This is a genomic window from Roseibium album (assembly GCF_001404515.1).
GTDB classification, from domain to species: domain Bacteria; phylum Pseudomonadota; class Alphaproteobacteria; order Rhizobiales; family Stappiaceae; genus Roseibium; species Roseibium album.
In genome coordinates this window covers 51,598-74,854 of sequence record NZ_CXWE01000011.1, presented here as the reverse complement: position 1 = coordinate 74,854, position 23,257 = coordinate 51,598, and the positions used below count along the sequence as shown (strand labels likewise).

Annotated in this window: 19 protein-coding genes and 3 tRNA genes; 2 read left to right on the top strand and 20 right to left on the bottom strand. The window is 55.0% G+C overall.

Going from position 1 to position 23,257, the window contains the following annotated elements:
- Positions 1 to 8: 8 nt before the first annotated feature.
- The 14 genes from LA5095_RS28285 to LA5095_RS28220 form a co-directional block, all read right to left on the bottom strand.
- A complete protein-coding gene (locus LA5095_RS28285; protein WP_029063404.1) occupies positions 9 to 245 on the bottom strand; it encodes a hypothetical protein in 237 nt (78 codons plus the stop codon).
- Positions 242 to 1,303: an NADH-quinone oxidoreductase subunit NuoH gene (gene nuoH, locus LA5095_RS28280; protein ID WP_055121166.1), complete on the bottom strand. Its 1,062-nt coding sequence runs from the start codon at positions 1,301 to 1,303 to the stop codon at positions 242 to 244. Before nuoH ends, LA5095_RS28285 begins: the two co-directional genes overlap by 4 nt.
- A 16-nt stretch (positions 1,304 to 1,319) precedes the next feature.
- A complete protein-coding gene (gene nuoG, locus LA5095_RS28275; RefSeq protein WP_055121165.1) occupies positions 1,320 to 3,383 on the bottom strand; it encodes an NADH-quinone oxidoreductase subunit NuoG in 2,064 nt (687 codons plus the stop codon).
- 26 nt (positions 3,384 to 3,409) lie between these two features.
- Entirely contained in the window at positions 3,410 to 4,711 is a 1,302-nt protein-coding gene (gene nuoF, locus LA5095_RS28270) for an NADH-quinone oxidoreductase subunit NuoF (protein WP_055121164.1), read from the bottom strand.
- A 9-nt stretch (positions 4,712 to 4,720) separates the two neighbouring features.
- On the bottom strand, positions 4,721 to 5,953 hold the full coding sequence (locus LA5095_RS28265; RefSeq protein ID WP_055121163.1) for an NADH-quinone oxidoreductase subunit E: 1,233 nt from the start codon (positions 5,951 to 5,953) through the stop codon (positions 4,721 to 4,723).
- A gap of 81 nt (positions 5,954 to 6,034) precedes the next feature.
- The gene (locus LA5095_RS28260) at positions 6,035 to 7,219 is read right to left on the bottom strand and encodes an NADH-quinone oxidoreductase subunit D (protein ID WP_029063399.1); all 1,185 of its coding nucleotides are present in this window, start codon (positions 7,217 to 7,219) and stop codon (positions 6,035 to 6,037) included.
- Positions 7,212 to 7,646: a GFA family protein gene (locus tag LA5095_RS28255; protein WP_055121162.1), complete on the bottom strand. Its 435-nt coding sequence runs from the start codon at positions 7,644 to 7,646 to the stop codon at positions 7,212 to 7,214. The genes LA5095_RS28260 and LA5095_RS28255 overlap by 8 nt, the downstream gene beginning before the upstream one ends.
- Positions 7,647 to 7,657: 11 nt before the next feature.
- Complete coding sequence (locus tag LA5095_RS28250) at positions 7,658 to 8,263, bottom strand: NADH-quinone oxidoreductase subunit C (RefSeq protein ID WP_055121161.1); 606 nt, start codon at positions 8,261 to 8,263, stop codon at positions 7,658 to 7,660.
- A 97-nt stretch (positions 8,264 to 8,360) separates the two neighbouring features.
- The gene (locus LA5095_RS28245; protein WP_055121160.1) at positions 8,361 to 8,939 is read right to left on the bottom strand and encodes a NuoB/complex I 20 kDa subunit family protein; all 579 of its coding nucleotides are present in this window, start codon (positions 8,937 to 8,939) and stop codon (positions 8,361 to 8,363) included.
- A complete protein-coding gene (locus LA5095_RS28240; protein ID WP_055121159.1) occupies positions 8,930 to 9,295 on the bottom strand; it encodes an NADH-quinone oxidoreductase subunit A in 366 nt (121 codons plus the stop codon). The genes LA5095_RS28245 and LA5095_RS28240 overlap by 10 nt, the downstream gene beginning before the upstream one ends.
- A 506-nt stretch (positions 9,296 to 9,801) precedes the next feature.
- Positions 9,802 to 9,878 (bottom strand) — tRNA-Asp (locus LA5095_RS28235).
- Positions 9,879 to 9,934: 56 nt separating this feature from the next.
- Positions 9,935 to 10,011, bottom strand: a tRNA-Asp gene (locus LA5095_RS28230).
- 282 nt (positions 10,012 to 10,293) lie between these two features.
- Positions 10,294 to 11,952 (bottom strand): Na/Pi cotransporter family protein, encoded by a 1,659-nt coding sequence (locus LA5095_RS28225; RefSeq protein ID WP_055121158.1) that lies wholly within the window; start codon positions 11,950 to 11,952, stop codon positions 10,294 to 10,296.
- Positions 11,953 to 12,277: 325 nt separating this feature from the next.
- Positions 12,278 to 12,353: transfer RNA gene (locus LA5095_RS28220), tRNA-Val, on the bottom strand.
- A gap of 32 nt (positions 12,354 to 12,385) precedes the next feature.
- On the opposite strand from LA5095_RS28220, the gene LA5095_RS28215 reads away from it, so the two are divergent.
- On the top strand, positions 12,386 to 12,589 hold the full coding sequence (locus tag LA5095_RS28215) for a hypothetical protein (protein WP_055121157.1): 204 nt from the start codon (positions 12,386 to 12,388) through the stop codon (positions 12,587 to 12,589).
- A gap of 4 nt (positions 12,590 to 12,593) precedes the next feature.
- Here the strand turns inward: LA5095_RS28215 and LA5095_RS28210 are convergent, their stop codons facing one another.
- From LA5095_RS28210 to LA5095_RS28185, 6 genes are all read right to left on the bottom strand, one after another.
- On the bottom strand, positions 12,594 to 12,869 hold the full coding sequence (locus LA5095_RS28210; protein WP_029063392.1) for an HU family DNA-binding protein: 276 nt from the start codon (positions 12,867 to 12,869) through the stop codon (positions 12,594 to 12,596).
- Between the two features lie 187 nt (positions 12,870 to 13,056).
- Positions 13,057 to 15,486 (bottom strand): endopeptidase La, encoded by a 2,430-nt coding sequence (gene lon, locus LA5095_RS28205; protein WP_055121156.1) that lies wholly within the window; start codon positions 15,484 to 15,486, stop codon positions 13,057 to 13,059.
- A 333-nt stretch (positions 15,487 to 15,819) separates the two neighbouring features.
- Positions 15,820 to 17,085, bottom strand: a complete 1,266-nt coding sequence (gene clpX / locus LA5095_RS28200) for an ATP-dependent Clp protease ATP-binding subunit ClpX (RefSeq protein ID WP_055121155.1) — start codon at positions 17,083 to 17,085, stop codon at positions 15,820 to 15,822.
- Positions 17,086 to 17,322: 237 nt separating this feature from the next.
- A complete protein-coding gene (locus LA5095_RS28195) occupies positions 17,323 to 17,958 on the bottom strand; it encodes an ATP-dependent Clp protease proteolytic subunit (RefSeq protein ID WP_029063389.1) in 636 nt (211 codons plus the stop codon).
- Positions 17,959 to 18,158: 200 nt separating this feature from the next.
- Positions 18,159 to 19,508 carry a trigger factor gene (gene tig, locus LA5095_RS28190; protein ID WP_055121154.1) on the bottom strand — a complete coding sequence of 450 codons (1,350 nt, stop codon included), beginning with the start codon at positions 19,506 to 19,508 and terminating at the stop codon, positions 18,159 to 18,161.
- Positions 19,509 to 19,894: 386 nt separating this feature from the next.
- Complete coding sequence (locus tag LA5095_RS28185) at positions 19,895 to 21,271, bottom strand: hypothetical protein (protein WP_055121153.1); 1,377 nt, start codon at positions 21,269 to 21,271, stop codon at positions 19,895 to 19,897.
- Between the two features lie 941 nt (positions 21,272 to 22,212).
- On the opposite strand from LA5095_RS28185, the gene LA5095_RS28180 reads away from it, so the two are divergent.
- The gene (locus LA5095_RS28180; protein ID WP_055121152.1) at positions 22,213 to 22,719 is read left to right on the top strand and encodes a papain-like cysteine protease family protein; all 507 of its coding nucleotides are present in this window, start codon (positions 22,213 to 22,215) and stop codon (positions 22,717 to 22,719) included.
- Positions 22,720 to 23,257: the final 538 nt, after the last annotated feature.

Here is a 23,257-nt window from a genome sequence, read left to right as displayed (position 1 = left end):
CTCTTTCCTCAACCAGCCAGCTGGCTGGCGGCCCAATAACCGACAATCGGGAAGCCGATCACCGGAACTCCAAAAATCAGTGCGCTCAAGGGCGCTTTGTACCTTGCGGCCCGGCCACCGTCACCGCCGGCCTGCCTGTTCTTCGTCTCTGTTGCCTGAAGCATGCCCTTCAGGATCTTGTAGTCGAGCCATCCGACATAAAACCCGATCGCGGCACCGATCACTCCGGCAAGCGACACGCTCACGATGCGCCCGGTGCCCAACCCGTGGCCATCAGCACAGCTGCAACCACAACCACCATGCCAAGCGACAGCGGCAGGAAGACCTTCCAGCCAAGGCGCATGAGCTGATCATAGCGGTAGCGCGGAACCATCGCCTTCACCATGGCGAACATGAAGAAGCCGAGCAGGCATTTCAAAATGAACCAGACAATCCCGGGCACCCATGTGAAGGGCGCGAAGTCGAAGGGTGGCAGCCATCCCCCCATGAAGAAGATGGTCATCAGCGCGCACATCAGACAGATCGCGACATACTCGCCAAGCATGAACATCATGTACGGAGTGGATCCGTACTCCACCATGAAGCCGGCGACCAGTTCCGATTCAGCTTCAGCCAGGTCGAACGGGGGCCTGTTTGTCTCTGCGAGCGCAGAAACGAAGAACACCACGAACATCGGAAAGAGCGGTAACCAGTACCAGTTCAGAAATGACAGCCAAGGCACGCCGAGCAGGGTCGCCAGACCTGTCTGCTGCGCCTCGACAATTCCGGACAGGTTCAATGTTCCTGCACACAGAAGAACGGTCACGATCACGAAGCCGATGGAAACCTCGTAGGACACCATCTGTGCGGCGGACCGAAGCGCGGACAGGAACGGATATTTCGAGTTGGAAGCCCATCCGCCGATGATAACGCCATAGACTTCGAGCGAGGACACGGCAAAAACAAACAGGACGCCAACATTGATATTCGCAATCACCCAGCCGTCAGCAACCGGGATCACGGCCCATGCGGACAGGGCAAGCAGCACGGAAATCAGCGGAGCCAGCAAAAACAGGATCTTGTTCGATCCGTCCGGAATGACCGGCTCTTTCAGGACAAATTTCAGAAGGTCGGCAAAACTTTGCAGAAGGCCCCATGGTCCGACGACATTGGGACCGCGGCGAATCTGGACGGCGGCCCAGATCTTGCGGTCGGCATAAAGAATGTAGGCCACGATCACCAGCAGCACGACCATGAGCAGAACGCTCTGAAGCGCCATCAGGAGAAACTGACCCAGGTAGGTCGTCGTGAAGAACTCAACCATTTCGGTCCCCTACCCCTTATTCAGCTGCTTCTGCCGCTCGCGACTTTGCGAGCGCCGAACACTCGGCCATCGTTTTCGAGGCACGAGCGATCGGGTTGGTCAGAAAAAAGTCTCGGATCACATTGGCAAATCCGGCACCGTCCATGCGGGCAGACGTGTCGGCGAGCTTTTCGACATCCGCGCCATTACCCGTCTCGATCATATCGATACCGGTCATGTGAGGATGGGCTTCGAACAGTTTCGCACGCAACTCGGCGAGCGAGTCGAATTCCAGCGTCTGATCGAGATTTCCGGAAAGCGCCCTCAGAATGGCCCAGTCTTCTCGCGCGTCGCCAGGCGGAAACGCCGCCCGGTCGGCCATCTGGACACGGCCTTCGGTATTGACATAGATCCCGGATTTCTCGGTGTAGGCAGCGCCCGGCAGGATCACGTCGGCACGATGTGCTCCGCGATCACCGTGTGTGCCCTGATAGACCACGAAGGCACCTTCCGGAACATCAAGTTCGTCGACACCGAGCAGGAAGAGCAAATCAAGCGCTCCTTCTTCCAGCATGGCACCAGTGTCTTTGCCGTCTTCACCCGGAACAAAACCGATATCGAGCGCGCCGACCTGGGAGGCTTCTGTGTGCAACACGTTGAAACCGTTCCAGCCTTCCTTGATAACTCCGAGCGATTTTGCAGCTGCCGCCAGAGTGGCCAGAACGGCAGCTCCATCCGGACGGTTGAGAGCGCCCTGCCCGATGATGAACATGGGACGCTCAGCCTTTGCCGGAGCGTGGTCGACAAACTGCTTAAGGCTTTCAGGCCCGGCACCCAGGTAAGTCACCGGATACGTCAGATCGGCGTTTTCGCCAATAAGCCCGATATGAACATCGCCCCTCGTCCAGCGTGCGCGGATACGCGCATTCAGCACAGGCGCTTCCTGCCGAGGGTTGGTGCCGATCAGCATGATCGCGTCAGCGTCTTCAATGCCCTGGATCGTGGAGTTGAAAATGTAGCTTGCACGACCATTTCGAGGATGCAAAGGCGACCCCGGGAAACGGCTGTCGATATTCGCAACGCCCAGCTTTTCCATCAGGCATTTCAGCGCAAACATGTCTTCGACACTGGCCAACTGCCCGGCGAGCGCACCGATCTTGCCAGCCGACGTAGCCTTCACCTTTTCGGCGATGATCTGGAAAGCTTCCGTCCAGGAGACAGGCTGCAGCTTGCCGTCCTTCTTGGCATAGGGGCGATCAAGGCGTTGCGTCTTGAGACCGTCCCAGATGTACCGGGACTTGTCGGAGATCCATTCTTCGTTGACCTCCTCGTTCAGGCGCGGCATGACGCGCATGACTTCCTTGCCACGGGAGTCGACACGGATCGCGGATCCGACCGCATCCATGACATCCACGCTCTCGGTCTTGGTCAGTTCCCATGGACGCGCATGAAATTCATAAGGCTTGTGCGTCAGAGCACCGACTGGGCACAGATCCGCCACGTTGCCCTGCATCTCCGATGACAGGGCCGCTTCAAGATATGTGGTGATCTCGGCATTTTCACCGCGACCGACAAGACCCATGTCGGTTACGCCACACACCTCTGTGGTGAAGCGGACGCAACGGGTGCAATGGATGCAGCGCGTCATGATCGTCTTGATCAGCGGACCGATTTCCTTGTTCTCGACCGCACGCTTGTTTTCGTGAAAGCGCGACCCGTCGACCCCGTAGGCCATGGCCTGGTCCTGCAGGTCGCACTCGCCACCCTGGTCACAGATCGGACAATCGAGCGGGTGGTTGATGAGCAGGAACTCCATCACCCCTTCGCGCGCGCTCTTGACCATTTCGGACTTGGTTTCGACGACGGGAGGCTCGCCATTGGGCCCCGGGCGCAGGTCTTTTACGCCCATGGCGCATGACGCGGTCGGTTTGGGCGGCCCACCCTTCACTTCCACCAGGCACATGCGGCAATTGCCGGCTATCGACAGCCGGTCGTGGTAACAAAAGCGCGGAACCTCGGCGCCCGCCTCTTCACAGGCCTGAAGCAGCGTGTAGTCCGCCGGGACTTCAACTTCCTTGCCGTCGATGATGAGCTTCGTCATCCGTTGCTCTCCAAATCCCGTTCCGCTCACTCAGCCGCCACCATTGTCGAAGACGTCTTCGACTTGGCAACATAGTCGTCGATGCGTTGCTCGATGACCGGCCGGAAATTCTTGATCAAACCCTGGATCGGCCATGCAGCCGCATCCCCGAGCGCACAAATCGTATGGCCTTCGACCTGCTTTGTAACCTTGAACAGCATGTCGATTTCCTCGTAGGAGGATTCGCCCTTGACCATGCGTTCCATCACCCGCCACATCCAGCCTGTGCCTTCCCGGCATGGCGTGCACTGACCGCAGCTTTCATGCTTGTAGAAGTAGGAAAGGCGCGCGATTGCCTTGATGATGTCGGTTGATTTGTCCATCACGATCACGGCCGCGGTTCCGAGGCCAGACCCCATGCCGCGAAGGGTGTCGAAATCCATCGGCGCGTCCTTGATCTCGTCCGCCGTGCAGCAGGGAACCGAGGACCCACCCGGGATAACCGCCAGAAGGTTGTCCCATCCACCGCGAATACCGCCGCAGTGCTTGTCGATCATCTCCGAAAACGGAACCCCGAGTTCTTCTTCAAAGGTCGCCGGCTGATTGACGTGTCCGGAGACGCAGAAGAGTTTCGTGCCTGTGTTGTTTGGCCGCCCGAGAGCGGAGAACCAGGCGGCTCCCCGTCGCAGGATTGTTGGCGCCACGGCAATGGACTCAACGTTGTTTACGGTCGTCGGACAGCCATAGAGGCCGACATTGGCCGGAAAAGGCGGTTTCAGACGCGGTTGGCCCTTCTTGCCTTCAAGACTTTCCAGCAGCGCTGTTTCCTCGCCGCAGATGTAGGCACCTGCGCCGTGATGGACATAGATGTCGAAATCGTAACCGTTCTTGTTGTTCTTGCCGATCAGTCCGTCATCGTATGCCTGATCGATTGCCGCCTGCAGTCGCTCTCGTTCGCGGATGAATTCGCCGCGCACGTAGATATAGGCGGCAATGGCCCCCATGGCGAAACCGGCTACCAGGCATCCCTCGACCAGCGTATGCGGGTCATGACGCAGTATTTCCCGATCCTTGCAGGTTCCAGGTTCGGATTCGTCGGCATTGACGACGAGATACGCCGGACGCCCGTCGGTTGCCTTGGGCATGAATGACCATTTCAGTCCCGTTGGAAAGCCTGCACCACCACGGCCACGCAGACCGGAATCCTTCATTTCCTGAATGATCCAGTCACGGCCCTTGTCGATCAGCCCCTTGGTATCGTCCCACTGGCCGCGCTTTTTCGCACCGTCCAGTCCCCAGTCGTGCAGACCGTAGATATTGGTGAAGATCCGATCCTGATCTTTCAGCATCTCTTCCCCCTATTCTTCGCTCTTCGAGGAGGCCACTTCACCGGCTTCCACGCGCTTGGAAAATTCAGTGTCTTCACCGGCAGCAAGAGTTTTGGCTTGCTCGATCCAGCCATCACGCTCGATACGGCCCTTGAACTTCAATCTGCTATCCACCCAGGCGACTTCGGCCGGCCCCCAGTTGGCAACCTGATCGAAGTGATAAAACCCGAGTTCGTGAAGAGTCGCCTCTAGTTTCGGTCCGACACCCTTCAGTTTCTTCAGATCGTCCGCCTTACCACCACGAGGCCCATCCAGTGTCTCGGGCGCTTGTTCTTCAACTGCGGGCGTTTCGGCTGCAACTTCTTTCGGTTTTGCAGCAGCGGTGCCCTTTTTCTTCGCAGGTGACGTCTTTGGTTGTTCTGTCTTTGGTGCAGGAGCCTCGGCTTTCTTCTCGGCTGCAGCCGGAGCCGGATTTTCAGCCTTTTTCTCCGCTTTCGCAGCGAACTCCGCTCTCACTTTCGCGACGGCATCTTCAGCCGGCGTCGGCACACCGTCATAGTCATTGCCACCCGTGTTGATGGCGGCACCTGCAAACTCGTGCGACGCCTTTTCCGCGCCGTCAACGACATGCGGCAGCGGCAGAACACCCTTGGTGTCATCGTCAAGTTCGTTCAGGCTTGTCAGGCCACCCTCGGCCATTGCAAACCGGCGGCCATTCTGTGGTCCCGGTGTTACCTCGTTACCGGCTTCAATGTCGTCAAGCAGGCTTTCAAAGCTCTCCGGGGTCAGGTCTTCGTATGTATCCTTGTAGATCTGCACCATCGGCGCATTGACGCAGGCTCCCAGGCACTCGACTTCTTCCCAGGAGAACATGCCATCCTCGGAGATTTCGTGCATGTGATTCGCAATGCGGGACTTGCAGATCTTGATCAGATCTTCTGATCCTCGCAGCTGGCACGGCGTCGTTCCGCAAACCTGAATATGCGCTTTCTTGCCGACAGGCTGCAGCTGGAACATCGTGTAGAATGTCGCCACTTCCAGGACACGAATGTTCGGCATGTCGAGTAGTTCGGCGATGTACCGGATCGAAGGCTCGCTGACCCAACCATCATTCTGCTCCTGTGCGCGCCACAACAGCGGAATGACCGCGGAAGCCTGACGGCCCGCCGGATAACGATCGATCAGCTTGTTTGCCCATGCGAGGTTCTTCTCGGTGAACTCGAAGCTTTCTGGTTGTTCCGCGGCAAGTCGGCGAACCGCCATGGTGTTATCCCCGTTCTGTCACAGTGACCGGAGCCGGCTCGGCGGCTGCCAGGGTCGAATTAGAGTAGTTGGTCGCCGGCATCAGCGGTCGACCTCACCGAACACGATATCCATTGAACCAAGCACCGCCGAGACGTCAGCGAGCATATGGCCGCGGCAAAGGAAGTCCATCGCCTGCAGATGTGCGTATCCGGGTGCCTTGATCTTGCACCTGTACGGCTTGTTGGTACCGTCCGAAACAAGATAGACGCCAAATTCCCCCTTTGGCGCTTCAACGGCGGCATACACCTCCCCGGCCGGGACATGATACCCCTCGGTGTAGAGCTTGAAGTGGTGAATTAGCGCTTCCATCGACCGCTTCATTTCACCGCGCTTCGGTGGAACGATCTTGCCGTCTACCGAAGAAACAGGTCCTGTTTCCACAGTCAGTTTCTCGAGGCATTGTTTCATGATCCGAACCGACTGGCGCATTTCTTCCATGCGAATGAGATAGCGATCGTAGCAATCACCGTTCTTGCCGATCGGAATGTCGAATTCGAGTTCGGGATAACACTCATAGGGTTGCGACTTGCGCAAATCCCAGGCCGCTCCTGACCCGCGCACCATGACACCGGAAAAGCCCCATGCCCAGGCATCGTCCAGATCGACGACACCGATATCGACATTGCGCTGCTTGAAGATCCTGTTGTCGGTCAGCAGTCCTTCAATATCATCCAGTGTCTGCAGAAACGGGTCGCAAAAATCCCAGATATCGTCGAGAAGATCGCGCGGCAGGTCCTGATGAACCCCGCCTGGACGTACATAGGCGGAATGCATGCGTGCGCCACAGGCACGCTCGTAGAACACCATCAGTTCTTCGCGAGGCTCGAACCCCCAAAGCGGCGGCGTCAGGGCACCGACATCCATCGCCTGTGTCGTCACGTTCAAGAGGTGCGACAGGATGCGACCGATTTCAGAATACAGAACCCTGATCAGCTGGCCCCGCTTCGGCACCTCGATCCCAATCAGCCGCTCGACAGCCATCGCAAATGCATGTTCCTGGTTCATCGGCGCCACGTAGTCGAGGCGATCGAAGTAAGGAATTGCCTGCAGATACGTCTTCTGCTCGATGAGTTTCTCGGTTCCCCGATGCAGGAGACCTATATGCGGGTCGACGCGGGTTACCACCTCGCCATCCAGCTCCAGCACCAGGCGAAGAACCCCGTGTGCCGCCGGATGCTGCGGTCCGAAGTTGATGTTGAAGTTTCTGACCTGAGCCTCAGCCATTTTGAGGGTCCTGCTTTTGGACGTAGTACGCGAAGACTTCCGGACCGGTCATTTTGCGGGTTTCATTCGCAAACGCGTAATTTTCCGGTTGCTCATCCACGAAGATTTCAGATGTGAATTTGAAGATCGAAGGATCGTCGAACGCCTGCGCCGACATCGAAGTGTGGGAGCCGTCCCGCAGGCGCCAGGCGATTGTGGAGCCACAAGTCTTGCAAAACACGCGCTCCCCATAGTCCGATGACCTGTAGACGCCGAGCGCTGCTTCATCCTGAAACGAGACACTCGTGCCACAGGAAACTGCCATGTAAGTGCCGCCAGTCCAGCGTCTGCACATTTCGCAGTGGCAGACACCCATTTCGCCATCGGTGGGAACAGCGGTAAACTTGACTTCCCCGCAAAGACAACCGCCAGTTAGCTGCTCGCTCATCCCTGCCCGCCTCAATTCGTCGTTGCTTTTTCGTCGCCTGGCAGCACGTAGTCAGTGCCCTCCCATGGCGAAAGAAAATCAAATGAGCGCATTTCCTGGTTCAGCCGCACCGGCTCGTAGACAACACGCTTCTTTTCGTCGTCGTAGCGGACTTCGACAAATCCGGTAACGGGGAAATCCTTCCGTAGCGGGTGACCGTCAAAGCCGTAGTCGGTCAGTATCCGGCGGAGATCCGGGTGGCCGGTGAACAGAATGCCGTACATGTCATAGGCTTCGCGTTCAAACCATTCCGCGCCGGGAAACAAGGGCGTGAGCGAAGCCACAGCTGTGTCTTCGTCGGTTTCAAGCTTCACTCGGACCCGCTGATTCTGGACCGGGGACAAGAAGTGATAAACGACATCGAAACGCTTTTCGCGTGCCGGATAGTCGACCCCGCAAATATCAGTCAGATTGACGAACTTGCATGAACTGTTGTCACGAAGAAAACGGACCACATCGAGAATGTCGGTCGCGTTCACGGAAAGCGTCAGCTCACCATATTCGACCTTGTAGGACACAAGAGACTCACCCAGGCCAAGCTCGATATGCTCAGCGAGTTCCTTCAGCGTCTCGTCCATCGTGTTCGACCTCACTCCCCAGGAGCCATTTTCAAGAGACGCGGAGCGCCTGTCTTATTACAAAAAATCCGACACCAAATCATTGGCGAAAGATCTCTTACCGTTCGATCGTTCCCGTGCGACGGATCTTCTTTTGAAGAAGGAGAACACCATAAAGAAGCGCTTCAGCCGTCGGAGGACAACCGGGCACGTAAATGTCGACGGGCACAACCCGGTCGCAGCCACGCACCACAGAATAGGAATAGTGATAATACCCGCCGCCATTGGCGCAAGAACCCATCGAGATGACGTAACGCGGCTCGGGCATCTGATCGTAGACCTTGCGCAGAGCCGGCGCCATCTTGTTGGTCAACGTGCCGGCAACGATCATCACGTCGGATTGCCTGGGGGATGCGCGCGGGGCGAAACCGAAGCGTTCAGCGTCGTAGCGCGGCATCGACATCTGCATCATTTCAACGGCGCAGCAGGCAAGCCCGAAAGTCATCCACATCAGGGATCCCGTGCGCGCCCATTGAATGAGATTGTCGGTCGACGTTACGAGAAAGCCCTTGTCCGCCAACTCATTGTTCACTTCCAGGAAAAAGGCGTCGTCTTCACCAACAGGTTTGCCGGTGTTCGGATCAATGATGCCCTTCGGTTGCTGTGCAACGAGCGGTTCTGTCGTGGTCAGTCCCATTCCAGCGCTCCCTTTTTCCACTCATAGATGAATCCGACCGTCAGGACGCCGAGAAAAATCATCATCGACCAGAACCCGTACCATCCGAGTTCACCGAACACGGCCGACCAGGGAAACAGGAACGCAACTTCGAGATCAAAGATGATGAACAGGATCGACACCAGGTAAAAACGCACGTCAAATTTCATGCGCGCATCGTCGAAAGCGTTGAAACCGCATTCGTAGGCAGAGAGTTTTTCGGGATCCGGATTCCTGTAGGCCAGCAAAAACGGAGAAATCAGCAGCGCAAGGCCGATCACCAGCGCAATGCCGACGAACACGACAATCGGGATGTATTCCCGCAGCAATTCTTCCATGTCTTTCGCGTCCTTGCATTTGGAGGCGGACCGGGAGGCGATCCGGAGCCTGGGCTCCCGCGCATCACCCCTCCCAGCAGGCAGATCGTGCAGAGCCCGTCGGCCAATTGAACCAACATGCGAGCGCACGCTTAACTTACGATATGGTGCAACGCAAGACCCCCATACGGTCAAACTCTTGCCACACTCAAACCAAATTCCAGAAGACCCTCTTCAACTCCCCGGTTCCAGCCAGTTTGCACCAATGTAAATTCTCTTCACAAGTCGAGCGCAATTATGCCGCACCCATCCATGATTACCACTCTAAAGCCGGAAAGTGGATTGAGTCGCCCGAACCTGCAAAAATACAATAAATTGAACACATTGCACCTGTCACTCGTTTACAGGCGTTTTGAACGGTAAATGTCGGGATACGAAAACGGGAAAACACAGCCAGAACCACATGCCAGTCGTTCACTGGGGACTGCCGTTCAACGAGGCATTGGGAAAGATCCAGGTACCGTGAGTGGCGCGAGTGACGGGGCTCGAACCCGCGACCTCCGGCGTGACAGGCCGGCACTCTAACCAACTGAGCTACACCCGCACATTCACGGTAGTTTGCGCCATCCCGATCCGGCCGATTTGACCTTGGTTGGGAAGTGGCGCGAGTGACGGGGCTCGAACCCGCGACCTCCGGCGTGACAGGCCGGCACTCTAACCAACTGAGCTACACCCGCTTCGTTCAGCGACGAGACGTCGCCCTGAAGTGGCGCTGATGTACGGCGGCTGGATGGGGAAGTCAAGCGCCCTGTCGCATCCAAATTGCCGATTTTTGACAAAGCCGCGGACAACCAGCTTTTTCCACTCCGGATAAGACGATTTTTCAATGTGGAAAACCTGCCCCCGGTAGCCGAGTTTTCAGACATGCATCCCGGTTGATTTCGTTACCCGGCTCAATTCGAACGATGACGAACAAACAGAGGCTTTACCCGTTTTGATGTTTACTTTCAGTAAGATATCTATTCGGCCGGAACCAGTCGGCTGTCTCTGAGCTGCCCTTCCCTTGCCAGGATAGGGACAGCGACCGTCGCAAAAAGAGAATTGATCTCCTTCAGGCTTCTGACAACTTCCATATGCGCATTGCTCGATTCAATGCTCTCAGGCAGACGGGACTTGAGCCGGTCCAGATGTCGATCATGACATTCCTTTTCCAACAGACGCATCATGTCTTTTTCCGCTATCAATTCGCGCGCGGAAGCCACATCACTCGACACAAGTACATTAAGCGCCAGCTGCATGTTTGCCAGAACCCGATCGTGCATTCTTTCCAGCTCCCGCCGGCCTTCCTCTGAAAAGCTGACACCGTTTTCGAGAAGCCCCAGGGCCCTTTCCAGCAGGTTTTTCGAAACGAGATCGCCTGCACGTTCCAGGTTGATCGCAAAGCTTGCAAGTTCAAGACTTTGCTCGGCCTCTTCGGAGGTGAGTTCTCCGCGGTTCAACTCCGCAATATAGAGTTTGATGTCCGAATGGATCACGTTGATGCTGCCATCCATCTGCTGCAGTCTGCGAATTTCCGGTACGCTGCCGTTGTCCAGCATCATCATCACAGGCTGTGCCATGGCTTCAACCTGCTCACCCATGCGAAGCAACTCACGCGTTGCGCTTGCAAGCGCCAGTCGAGGCACGTGCACGACCCTTTGATCCAGGGCACTCTTGGGCGCATTGGGCTCACCTTCACCCGTTGACACGTCCTCGGGCAAGATGCGTTCGACCAACCAGGCCATCGGAGCGGTCAGAGGCGTACAGATCAATACCAGCGCCAGATTGAACAGTATGTGTACTGCAACAAGCTGTTGCGCCGGCAGACTGCTGATTTCCTCAAGCGGTAAATGAACCGAGGTCACCAGCAACAGCGCGGCAACCGCCCCGGCCGACCTGAAAATGAAATTTCCAAGCGGCAGAAGCCTTGCTTTTCGATCCATCCCTCTTGTCAACCAGATCGCAACGGCTCCTGCACCGGCATTTGCCCCGAGAACCAGCGGTATCGCAGCTTCAAGGGGAAGACCGGCCTTCTGCGCGAATGCTGCGATCATGAGCACGGTCGCCACGCTTGAATGCATCAGGAAGGCAAGCACGGCGCCCAGTGCAAGAGCGGTGAGCGCGTCGGATGCCAGATACGCAGCGATTTGAGGCATGAACCGCGCTTCTTTCAGTGGCGCTGTCGAGTCTCCAATCATTTGCAGCGAAATCAGGACCAGCGCGATCCCGACAAGAATCCGTCCGGTTTGTTTGGCAGTGCGATACTCAATCTTGAGAAACAACCAGGCTCCGACCGCCAACAACAGCGGTACCAGCCAACTGAGATCAAAGACCAGAAACTGAACGACGAGCGACGAACCGAGATCCGCCCCCAGAAGAACCGCAAGGCCGGCGGCCGTGGTCAAGATGCCGGACGTCGCAAAGCCGGCCGCCAGTACCGCGACTGCCGTTGCGCTTTGAAGCAAGACTGCAACCGCCATTCCGGAGAAAACACCGGTCACGCGACCGGACGCAGCCTTGCTTATTGCACGGCGCAACGCCGGACCTGATGCTCTTTCAAAACCTGTCCGGACCATGCGAACGGCATAAAGCAGCAACATCACCGCGCCGAGTATTTTCAGCAAAATTAGAAAGGCCATTTTTGATAAGCTTTTAATTTTTAGGGATTTTTTACTTAGCCAGTGAAATGTATAGACTGAGGGAACGAGAAAAACAAGAAAAAAGCGCACTCAGTGCAGATTGACTGTTTTCAAGGAAGTTTTGCACATGGTCACCACCCAAATCCTCGCCTCGAGAGGGTCTGGCGACACCCGGCAGGATCAAAGGGAGCTCGATACGGATTCGCAAGATCAGCCGCTGTTTGCGCAGCCGCAAGATCAGACAACCGCAATTGGTGGCCCAGCAAACGAGATACGAATTGATCGTATCAGCGTACTTTGAATCGCATTGAAAAATCGGAGGAAATGGTGGGCGATGAGAGACTCGAACTCCCGACATCTTCGGTGTAAACGAAGCGCTCTACCAACTGAGCTAATCGCCCTCAACGAGGTGAGACGCCTTTTAGGTCGTCCGATGAAACTTGGCAAGAACAAATTCGAAAAAATGCGTGGCTTGTATTCGAATGTGGATGAAGCTCACGTGAAACATGAGGCCGGCATTGTCGGACTCGGCATTCGTTACGGATCTACAGCCTTGCGAGAACCCTTCCGGATGAACAAATTAAACCCCGCATCCGGCAATCCGGATGCGGGGTTTAAAAAGACGAGTCGTCTATGAACGCTTAGCTGTTAACAGCGTCTTTCAGGCCCTTGCCGGCCTTGAACTTCGGCGTCTTAGAAGCCGGGATCTGGATCGTTTCGCCAGTCCGCGGGTTACGGCCTTCAGTCGCTGCACGTTCGGAAACCGTGAAGTTGCCAAAGCCGATGATGCGGACTTCGTCGCCGCCTTTCAGCGTTTCCGTGACTGCATCAAAAGTCCCGTCAACTGCTTCGCCCGCCTGCGCCTTGGTCAGGCCAGTCTTTTCTGCAACAGCTGCGATCAGATCGTTCTTATTCATAGCAGATACCTTTCTAAGAAACGGCAGAGTGCCGACGATTCTTGTCAGCGCCGTTGCGCGAAATTCGGGCGAATTGAAACGAAACGCAAGTGGTTTTTTCGCAGAAAACCGCCATTTCGACCGATTATTCAAAAGAAAAGCCCCGGAATCTCCGGGGCTCGCCTTTTTGTGCGGTGCAAATTAGACTTTAGTGGGCCAAAACACCGGTCTTGTCTTTGTCCGACTCAGCTGCTTTTGCGGCAGCTTCAGCAGCATTTTCATCCCACTCGATCGGCACCGGTTGACGCACAAGCGCGTTTTTCAACACCTCTTCCACACCCGAAACCGGGATGATCTCGAGCGAGTTTTTGACCGAGTCAGGAATCTCGGCAAGGTCCTTGGCGTTGTCTTCCGGAATCATCACCAGCTTGATGCCACCACGTAGCGCAGCCAGCAATTTTTCCTTCAGGCCGCCAATCGGCAGAACGCGGCCCCGTAGCGTGATTTCACCGGTCATGGCCACATCCCTGCGAACGGGAATACCGGTCATGGTCGAGATAACCGCCGTTGCCATTGCGATGCCGGCCGATGGACCGTCCTTTGGTGTTGCGCCTTCCGGTACGTGCACGTGGATGTCGGTCTTGTCGAATTTCGGCGGCTCGATCCCATAATCGACCGCACGCGAGCGGACGTAGGATGCGGCAGCTGAAATCGACTCCTTCATCACGTCTTTCAAGTTGCCGGTCACGGTCATTTTGCCCTTGCCCGGCATCATCACGCCTTCAATCGTCAGCAATTCGCCGCCGACCTCTGTCCACGCAAGCCCGGTCACCACGCCGACCTGGTCTTCCAACTCGACTTCGCCGTAGCGATAACGTGGCACGCCCAGATAGTCCTCGACCACCTCCGGGGTTACCGTGATGCTTTCCTTGTCGCTCATCAGGATTTCCTTGACCGACTTCCGGGCCAGGGTCGCCATTTCGCGTTCAAGGTTACGCACACCGGCTTCGCGAGTATAACGGCGAACGACAAACTGGAGTGCGTCGTCTTCAATCTTGAACTCGCCTTCCCGCAGGCCGTGATCCTTTTCCGCTTTCGGGATGAGGTGACGGCGGCAGATCTCCACCTTTTCCTCTTCGGTGTAGCCGGCGATCCGGATGATCTCCATACGGTCCATCAGGGGACCCGGGATATTCAGCGTATTGGCCGTTGTGACGAACATGACATCGGAAAGGTCGTATTCGACCTCCAGATAATGATCCATGAAAGAAGAGTTCTGTTCAGGATCAAGCACTTCGAGAAGTGCCGAGGATGGATCGCCACGGAAATCCATGCCCATCTTGTCAATCTCGTCGAGCAGGAACAGCGGATTGGATTTCTTCGCCTTTTTCATCGACTGGATGACCTTGCCGGGCATCGAACCGATATAGGTGCGCCTGTGACCGCGGATCTCGGCTTCATCACGGACGCCACCAAGTGACATGCGGACAAATTCACGTCCGGTCGCATTGGCAATGGACTTGCCGAGAGATGTCTTGCCAACGCCCGGGGGCCCGACAAGACAAAGAATCGGTCCGCGCAATTTGTTGGCGCGGCTTTGAACGGCTAGATACTCGACAATGCGCTCCTTGACCTTGTCGAGACCGTAGTGATCCGTGTCGAGAACCTTTTCGGCAAGCGCAAGGTCGTGCTTGACCTTGGACTTCTTGTTCCATGGAATGCCGATCAACCAGTCCAGATAGTTGCGAACGACGGTCGCTTCCGCGGACATCGGGCTCATCTGTTTGAGTTTTTTGATCTCGGCCGCTGCACGCTCACGTGCTTCCTTGGTCAGCTTGGTTTTCTTGATCTTTTCTTCAAGTTCGGCGACTTCGTCACGCCCGTCCTCGCTGTCACCGAGCTCTTTCTGAATGGCTTTCATCTGCTCGTTCAGATAGTACTCGCGCTGGGTCTTCTCCATCTGACGCTTGACGCGCGACCGGATACGCTTTTCAACCTGCAGGACGGAGATTTCACTCTCCATCATGCCAAGAACCCGCTCGAGCCGCTCAGCAACGGAAACGACGCCAAGAATCTCCTGCTTTTCCGGGATCTTGATTGCCAGGTGCGATGCGATCGTGTCTCCAAGCTTGGAATAGTCGTCAATCTGATTGACTGCGCCGAGAACTTCCGGCGAAACCTTCTTGTTCAGTTTCACGTAGTTCTCGAATTCGGAAACGACGGAGCGCGCCAGCGCTTCGACCTCGATATTCTCGCCGTCACGCTCAGGCAGCACCGTTGCGGAGGCTTCGAAATAGTCGGACCTGTCCGAATACTCGCCGATCTGCGCGCGCGCGCCGCCTTCCACCAACACCTTCACGGTGTTGTCCGGCAACTTCAACAGCTGAAGCACGGTAGCGAGCGTGCCGACATTGTAGATTTGATCGGGATTGGGATCGTCATCCGCCGCATTCATCTGCGTTGCCAGAAGAATGTGCTTGTCGGTCGTCATCACCTCTTCCAGCGCCTTGATCGATTTCTCGCGGCCAACGAAGAGCGGAACGATCATATGGGGAAAGACGACAATGTCGCGCAGGGGCAGAACGGGATAGACAGCGGTGCTGTCCGGATCGGTGGCGCGGATTTCTGCGTCGCTCATTTTTTATCCTTTCTCAGCGTGTTCCGGCCCCATTGTAAAAAAGCAACCAGAACACTGGAAAACGGCTTTCGGAAACTCTCCCGACAGGCCGAACCACAGCACCCCGACTGGGCGCGCTGACGGTTCGCACGAGCCGTCCTTAAGGTCTATTAGGTGGACACCTCACCTGCCGGTGTCAAGGCAAGGCTGTGTCCCAAATAGGTCTAGTCTGTTGACGACTCGCACAGCCGGTGGAAAACACCGGTGCTGTTTCACAAACAGATACTAAAAACAAAATGCCGCTCGTTTAGAGCGGCATTTATTCACTTATATCGAAAAGTGCAAGACCGGAGGTCAGGCACTGGTCGCAGATGTTTCTTCGCGGTCCTCGTAAATATAAAGAGGCCTGGCTTCGCCTTTGACGACCTCAGGCGATATCACCACTTCCTTTACACCCTTGAGACCCGGCAACTCGTACATGGTATCGAGCAAGATCGCTTCCAGAATCGATCGCAGTCCGCGAGCCCCGGTCTTGCGTTCGATTGCCTTGCGGGCAATCGCCTTGAGCGCCTCGTCGTGGAAGGCCAGTTCGACCTGTTCCATTTCGAACAGACGCTGGTACTGCTTGACCAGAGCATTTTTCGGCTCTGTCAGGATCGTCACCAGGGCATCTTCATCGAGATCCTCGAGCGTCGCAATTACCGGCAGACGGCCAACGAATTCCGGAATAAGGCCGAATTTCAAAAGGTCTTCAGGCTCAAGTTCAGCAAACAGTTCACCGATCCGACGGTCTTCAGGGGCATGGATCTGCGCCTGAAAACCAATGGAGGTTTGCGTTCCCCGATCCGAGATAATCTTGTCCAGACCCGCAAACGCCCCACCGCAGATGAAAAGGATATTGGTCGTGTCCACCTGCAGGAATTCCTGCTGCGGGTGCTTGCGACCTCCTTGTGGCGGCACGGAAGCGACCGTTCCTTCCATGATCTTGAGCAGGGCCTGCTGAACACCTTCGCCCGACACGTCACGGGTAATCGACGGGTTGTCGGCCTTGCGGCTGATCTTGTCCACTTCGTCAATATAGACGATGCCTCGCTGCGCACGCTCGACATTGTAGTCGGCGGACTGAAGCAGTTTCAGGATGATGTTCTCGACATCTTCACCAACGTAGCCGGCCTCTGTCAGCGTGGTCGCATCAGCCATGGTGAAGGGCACGTCCAGGATTCGGGCAAGTGTCTGCGCAAGAAGCGTCTTGCCGCACCCTGTCGGTCCCACCAGAAGTATGTTGGACTTAGCCAGTTCCACATCGTTGTTCTTGGACGCGTGGTTGAGGCGTTTGTAGTGGTTGTGAACGGCGACCGACAGGACCTTCTTTGCGCTGCCCTGTCCGATAACATAGTCATCGAGAACATCGCGAATTTCCTGAGGGGTCGGGATACCGTCCCGTGACTTCACCAGCGAGGATTTGTTTTCCTCACGGATGATATCCATGCACAGCTCGACACATTCATCGCAAATGAAAACAGTCGGGCCGGCGATCAGCTTGCGAACCTCGTGCTGGCTCTTGCCGCAAAAGGAGCAGTAGAGCGTATTCTTGGAATCGCCGCCGCTGGCCTTGGTCATGTATTCAACCTCGCGTTTATGGGGCCTTCCCCCTTATGTTTCCGGTTACGGCCAAATTATGGCTTATCCGGATATGAAGCTTCGCCCGGAAACGTTACTTCATTATATAATGTCATCATGCTTCACCATTAAAAATCAATATAGGTTTAAGGCGAAGATGAAAACCCGGCATCAATTGGGGAATTTCCGGTCTATTGGACGGAAATTGAAACCTTCCTTAAGACCGGGTAATTCCTATCAGGCCTCGCTTTCGCCGCCAAGCGACGTGCGATCGGTTATGACATTGTCGACAATGCCGAATTCCTTGGCCTTTTCGGCAGTCATGAAGTTGTCACGCTCCAGCGCCTCTTCAACCTGATCGAGGCTCTGACCCGTGTGCTTCACGTAGATTTCATTAAGCCTGCGTTTCATGGCCAGAATTTCCTGTGCATGAAGCATGATGTCGGCTGCCTGACCGCGGAATCCGCCGGAAGGCTGGTGCACCATGACACGTGCATTTGGCAAAATGAAACGCATATCCTTCTGACCGGCCGCCAGAAGAAGGGAGCCCATCGAAGCTGCCTGGCCAATGCAGAGCGTGGAGACCGAGGGCCTGATGAACTGCATCGTATCGTAAATCGCCAGTCCGGAGGTCACGAGACCACCCGGAGAGTTGATGTAGATCGCGATTTCCTTGGTCGGGTTGTCAGCTTCCAGGTAGAGAAGCTGGGCACTTACCAGGGTTGCCACGTGATCCTCAACCGGACCGGTGAGGAAAATGATGCGCTCCTTCAACAGGCGCGAGTAGATATCGAAGGCCCTCTCGCCGCGATTCGTCTGCTCGACGACCATTGGCACGAGAGTGTTCATGTAGATATCGACAGGATCCTTCATACCTCATCCATATGCTTGAGATGATGCCCGGGGACACCGGGCAGGACACAGACCCTAAAAGCGCATCGATCAAGGGTCTGACTCGAAAAAAGCGACACCCCGTATATATGGGATGTCGCCCTTAACGCAAACTCATGGCAGACGCGGTATGAAGGCAAGGTTAAGGCCATCACCGCGCCTGGGGATTACCGGCAAGACGATTATGCGTCTTCCTCGTCTTCCGCAACCAGTTTCTCCAGCTCTTCCTTGGTCACCGTCTTGTCGGTAACGTTGGCAAGCTCGAGCATGAAGTCGACGACTTTTTCCTCGTAGATCGGTGCACGGAGAGACGCCAGTGCCTGCTGGTTGTTCTTGTAGTAATCGAACACCTGCTGCTCCTGACCCGGGAACTGACGGACCCGGTCATAAAGCGCGCGCTGCAGTTCCTCGTCGGTCACCTGGATGTCGTTCTTCTCGCCGATCTCCGAAAGAACAAGTCCGAGACGGACACGGCGCTCGGCAATCTTGCGGTATTCCGCCTTGGCCTCGTCTTCCGTGGTGTCTTCGTCCTCAAAGGTCTTTTCGTTGCGCTTCATGTCTTCTTCGACCTGGCGCCAAACGATTTCGAATTCCGACTCAAGCAGCTTTTCGGGAAGCTCGAAGGAATAGTGATCGTCGAGTTTGTCCAGGAGCTGACGCTTCACGCGCTGACGAGTCATCTGACCGAACTGGCTCTCGATCTGGCCTCGGACAATTTCCTTCAGCTTGTCGAGCGACTCAAGGCCGAGACCTTCGGCGAACTTGTCGTCGATCGTGACTTCGCCAGGAGCTGCAACTTCCTTGACCTCGACGTCGAAGGCAGCAGCCTTTCCGGCCAGATGCGCAGCCGGATAGTCCTCGGGGAAATTGACTTCAACGACTTTCTCATCGCCAGCCTTCAGGCCGGTCAGCTGCTCCTCGAAACCGGGAATGAACTGTCCGGAGCCCAGAACGAGCTGACCGTTTTCATCCGCACCGCCGTCGAACGCTTCGCCGTCGATCTTTCCGAGATAGGACATGGTGACCCGGTCACCGTCTTCAGCCACTCCATCCTTGGTGTCGAAAGGGGTGTTGTTCTTGGCGATATCCGCGACCTGGGTTTCGACTTCCTCGTCGGCGATTTCAACGACCGGACGCTCGATGTCAAACCCGGCGAAATCAACGATTTCGAAGACCGGCAGAACGTCGTAGGTCATCTTGAAGGACAGGTCGGCGTCGCCAGCCATGATCTTCTCGGCATCTTCTTCCGGCAGATCGATTTCTGGTGTCAGAGCCGGGCGCTCGGAGCGTTCCTCGACAACATTCTGGGTCGTTTCCTGGATGGTGTTCGACAGGATCTCCGCCATCGCCTGACGGCCGTACATTTTTTTCAAGTGTCCGACCGGCACTTTACCCGGGCGGAAGCCCTTGATGTTGGCCTTGGATTTCAGGTCGGCCATGTAGTCTTCGAGCTTGGTGGCAAGATCACCGGCCGGAATATCGATTTTGAGCTCTCGCTTGAGGCCCTCGGAGAGGGTTTCGGTTACCTGCATGGGTTTTGTCGTCCTCGGTCCTGAGCGCCAATTCGCCCTGGAGGTTTTGTTTTCAATCCCGTGTGCCGCGCCGCTCGCGCTCCCCTTTTGCCGGAAGCGTTCAAAAAGCAGCACCTCGCCCCGAAGCGGACTCCGGGACGCACGATGGGAGCGCGATAAAGGCTGAGGCCCAAAGTGTCAAGGGGAGAGCGGGGAATTTGGCCACCGCCCTGCCTGATTGTGGCCGTTTCGAACACCATCAAAAGCGGAAATGACATTATTCCAGGACCCGCCTGAAAACGGGTCGTCGTTATCTGACGACCGGACTCGAATGGTGGGATGAAAAGCCTGGATCGACAAGATTCCCGATACTGTTTCCAATTCGCGCGGGTAAGGCGACGACATCCTCAGCCGATCACAAGTGGCGGAGGCTGATGACGCGTCGGATTCATTGCCTCGATCTCGATTCGGTAAAGCTTGTTCCCCTTCCCGCCGGCATACATCAGTGCGTCAGAGTAGGGATTGTGAGATTCGGGTTGAACGATGTCGTTGCCGTGTACATAGATCTGCCCGATGAGCAGGTGACCAAGTTCGTGGCAGAGCGTATGCGCCAGACCGTTCACACCGGTAAATCGTCCGATGGATCGATCCTGCATGACGCACATTCCTGAACTGCTGTCCATCGCACCCCACACCTTGATGGGACGCTTGCCCTCTTCCTGAACACTGCGCATGTTTCGCACGATGAACAAATTGACTGTTGTTGTGGGTTCAGCGCCGTTGGGTTGCGGGAATTTCCTGCTGTTCACGAATGGTCTGAGATACTTCCACTCGTCTTTCTTGCTGTTGAAGGTATCGTCGCGAACGATCGTGCCGAGATGTTTGCCGATATCCTTGTGCGATAGCGCGCGCTGATCCTTCAGATCAAATTCTACATTGCATTGTGGCCGCAGTATCTCGGAGTTGGCAATCTTCAACACAGTTCTGAGTTCACTTGCAGACACGCGGGATTTCATCCCCGGTCCATGTTCGACATGAAAAACGAAAAGAGGCACGATTCGCTGTGGTTTTACCGAAACGTAGAGTCTCAGATGCCGCCCGTTGCTGACGATGTCGACCTTGCAGTTCTTGCAGGGATTCAATCCCTTGATGGTCAGGTTCTGCCCATGCGACGTTACCTTGATCAATTCCTGTTTTTTGAATGATCTCACGACACCGTTCTCATCGACGCCGTTGCTGACGAACTCCACCGGGGCATCAGGTGAAATTCCAAGGCGTATTGTTCTTTCACCACCGTTTGGAACCATGATCCAGGCACCGTCCCTGTCGACATTCGACGTCACCTGCGTTGGTCCCAGCACCTGGACAGGTGCCGGATAGCTGTCGAAACCGCCCTTTTGGTCAATCGGCCCATGGACAACGATTTTGGGCAAGTCTTCCGGATTGACAGGATTCACCGGCTTCGGTTTGTCGGGTTCGACGGGTTTTGGAGTATCCGGAGTAATTTTCCACTTCTGCCTTGAAGCTTCATCATTCAAAGCCTTGATGGTCTTTGCACCGGGGTCAACGCGATGGTCTGGAAACTGAAATCCAAGAACTTTGCTCTGGAAGTCCCCGATCATTTCTTTGGTATTCGGACCATAAAAACCGTCTTCAACCAGGGATGTCCGGCCGGGATCCAGAAGCCGGTTCAGCTGGATCTGCACCTTGCGCACGTCCGCAATATTGTTTTGCGCCCGATGCCCGACAGAACGGTCAATCTGAATTTTCGGCAGAGTACTCATAATGAACTCCAGACAGTGACATGAAAAATGCGCCGATCCTGCTGAACGATCGAAACTGGTCACATACCCTTACGCCCATTCGTCTGGCCGAATGGTGATAGACATCACGTTGAGACGCAACAAGTGACCTGCCGCACCCTCGCCGCAATGTGTGCCGTTGAGCTTGGAGACGCTGATGAACATAATGAATTCGAAGCAATGGATATGCGCTCTCGGTCCCGGCGCACCTGGTCGCGCGCAAACGCAAATACGGACAACCGGACGATCTAGGTCACCGGATACCCAATTCACCAGATATGAACTGAACCAACGGCAGCCGATTTCGAGTGTCGACAGTGCCGGCACCGGGCACAAGTGATTGGACAGGCAATATTTCAAAAGTATTTGATGGTGCGGATGGAGGGACTGGAGCGAAGAATTGAATGCTTATTTTTCAATAAGTTAATAGAGTTTACTTAGAGCTGTACACCATTTTGTACATCATTTTGTGCATCAATTTCGACGCTGTGGCGCGGAGTGATCTCGAACCAACGACTCCTTAAAAGCCACGTTATCTTTTGTCGCCAACTGGCAAGCAGCATAGATCGCGAAGTATTTTCCACTGAGTTCGTTGTGTCGACAAATGCACTGCCCTCGAACCTTGCTTGATATCAAACTTGTGAGCAACCGTTTGAATATCCTCTCGACGCGTATCTAGGTATCGCCCAGCCTAGACAACTGATCAAAGAATATTGGTTCGGAATTGTAAAGACTGCCTGCCCTCGTAGATGCGTTGTCAATCTATTGATTAGGCACTTCAAAACTGTCCCTTTGCAGGCTCAAAGATACACTCTCTTTTGCATGAGAGCCCCCTCATCTCAAGGTGTAATCCATATTTACCAAGCTGTGGTTGTAGTTTATGTTGCAAAACTTACTTTCGTAATTTCTTTTAGGTGCTTCTTATGAAACTCAAACAAGTTGCCCAACATAATGTTCCTTTGATTCCGCAACCAACAAAAGCCACATGTTGGGCAGCCGCGATCGCGATGCTAAAGGGCAAAACCATTACAGAGATTGTAGAAACAACACCTCGCGAATTGATCAATCCAAATGGGGGACTGCAAAACCACAGCGGGTCAAGTGACATAGTTGAGGAAACCAAGAAGTTCGCTGCAGCCCACAACCTAAAATACTCGATACAACAGTGCTGGACCCTGCCCGCACTTCACGCGCAACTGATGAAAGGCCCCATGGCCCACAGCTTCATCAACAGCATCTCAGACTACTTCAGCAATGACGGTGGCACAGGACATATGATTGTGATGACTGGGGTAGAACCAACCAAAAACGGTATGTCCATCACCTTCAACGACCCCTCGCCAGTAGGCAAAGGGATGATCGCCACAGTGGACTATCACAAGTTCGAAAAAATAGTCCCCACTATTTCATATAGAGCATTTTGGATGTAGCAAACAACTTGGAGTGGTCGAAGACTCCCGCAACGTCGGTTTACACACGAAAATCTTCAAGAAGAATTTCCCGGCATACAAAAACGCCGGAGATGTCGCCGATGTTATTGATGATCTTGAAGAGAAACTCATCGGCGACCAGACACGTTTTCCCATGCGGCCTGCGTTGAGGATCGCCGAGGCATGACGATTGGCTTACCAGGTTGTCCCACCGATCTTGATTGTCTGTACTGTAGAAAGAAAACTGCCATACACAGCCTCATGAGCTGCCCTTCTCGCTTGTCCGTAGAAAACTTAAGCAACGTTCCAAATCAATATGAACCAAAGGTCATCCCCCATTTGGGTGATGCACGCGAAAATTTATCAATCCATGATGCGACCTACTTTGAATTTATTTGGGTAAATGTAGAAAAATTTAAACTTACAAAAATATCCGATAATAAATACAGGAGACTGTTCATGAGTAAACTTAAAACCGTTCTGTTTACAATTGCGATTCAGTGCTTCTATATCGCGTCGCCACAGGCCCAAACTCTCG

Bases quoted from the DNA above. Each gene is read 5' to 3' on its own strand.
- nuoH (WP_055121166.1), bottom strand. From the start codon at position 1,303: ATGGTTGAGTTCTTCACGACGACCTACCTGGGTCAGTTTCTCCTGATG.
- nuoG (WP_055121165.1), bottom strand. From the start codon at position 3,383: ATGACGAAGCTCATCATCGACGGCAAGGAAGTTGAAGTCCCGGCGGAC.
- nuoF (WP_055121164.1), bottom strand. From the start codon at position 4,711: ATGCTGAAAGATCAGGATCGGATCTTCACCAATATCTACGGTCTGCAC.
- LA5095_RS28265 (WP_055121163.1), bottom strand. From the start codon at position 5,953: ATGGCGGTTCGCCGACTTGCCGCGGAACAACCAGAAAGCTTCGAGTTC.
- LA5095_RS28260 (WP_029063399.1), bottom strand. From the start codon at position 7,219: ATGGCTGAGGCTCAGGTCAGAAACTTCAACATCAACTTCGGACCGCAG.
- LA5095_RS28255 (WP_055121162.1), bottom strand. From the start codon at position 7,646: ATGAGCGAGCAGCTAACTGGCGGTTGTCTTTGCGGGGAAGTCAAGTTT.
- LA5095_RS28250 (WP_055121161.1), bottom strand. From the start codon at position 8,263: ATGGACGAGACGCTGAAGGAACTCGCTGAGCATATCGAGCTTGGCCTG.
- LA5095_RS28245 (WP_055121160.1), bottom strand. From the start codon at position 8,939: ATGGGACTGACCACGACAGAACCGCTCGTTGCACAGCAACCGAAGGGC.
- LA5095_RS28240 (WP_055121159.1), bottom strand. From the start codon at position 9,295: ATGGAAGAATTGCTGCGGGAATACATCCCGATTGTCGTGTTCGTCGGC.
- LA5095_RS28225 (WP_055121158.1), bottom strand. From the start codon at position 11,952: ATGGCCTTTCTAATTTTGCTGAAAATACTCGGCGCGGTGATGTTGCTG.
- LA5095_RS28215 (WP_055121157.1), top strand. From the start codon at position 12,386: ATGAAACTTGGCAAGAACAAATTCGAAAAAATGCGTGGCTTGTATTCG.
- LA5095_RS28210 (WP_029063392.1), bottom strand. From the start codon at position 12,869: ATGAATAAGAACGATCTGATCGCAGCTGTTGCAGAAAAGACTGGCCTG.
- lon (WP_055121156.1), bottom strand. From the start codon at position 15,486: ATGAGCGACGCAGAAATCCGCGCCACCGATCCGGACAGCACCGCTGTC.
- clpX (WP_055121155.1), bottom strand. From the start codon at position 17,085: ATGACCAAGGCCAGCGGCGGCGATTCCAAGAATACGCTCTACTGCTCC.
- LA5095_RS28195 (WP_029063389.1), bottom strand. From the start codon at position 17,958: ATGAAGGATCCTGTCGATATCTACATGAACACTCTCGTGCCAATGGTC.
- tig (WP_055121154.1), bottom strand. From the start codon at position 19,508: ATGCAGGTAACCGAAACCCTCTCCGAGGGCCTCAAGCGAGAGCTCAAA.
- LA5095_RS28185 (WP_055121153.1), bottom strand. From the start codon at position 21,271: ATGAGTACTCTGCCGAAAATTCAGATTGACCGTTCTGTCGGGCATCGG.
- LA5095_RS28180 (WP_055121152.1), top strand. From the start codon at position 22,213: ATGAAACTCAAACAAGTTGCCCAACATAATGTTCCTTTGATTCCGCAA.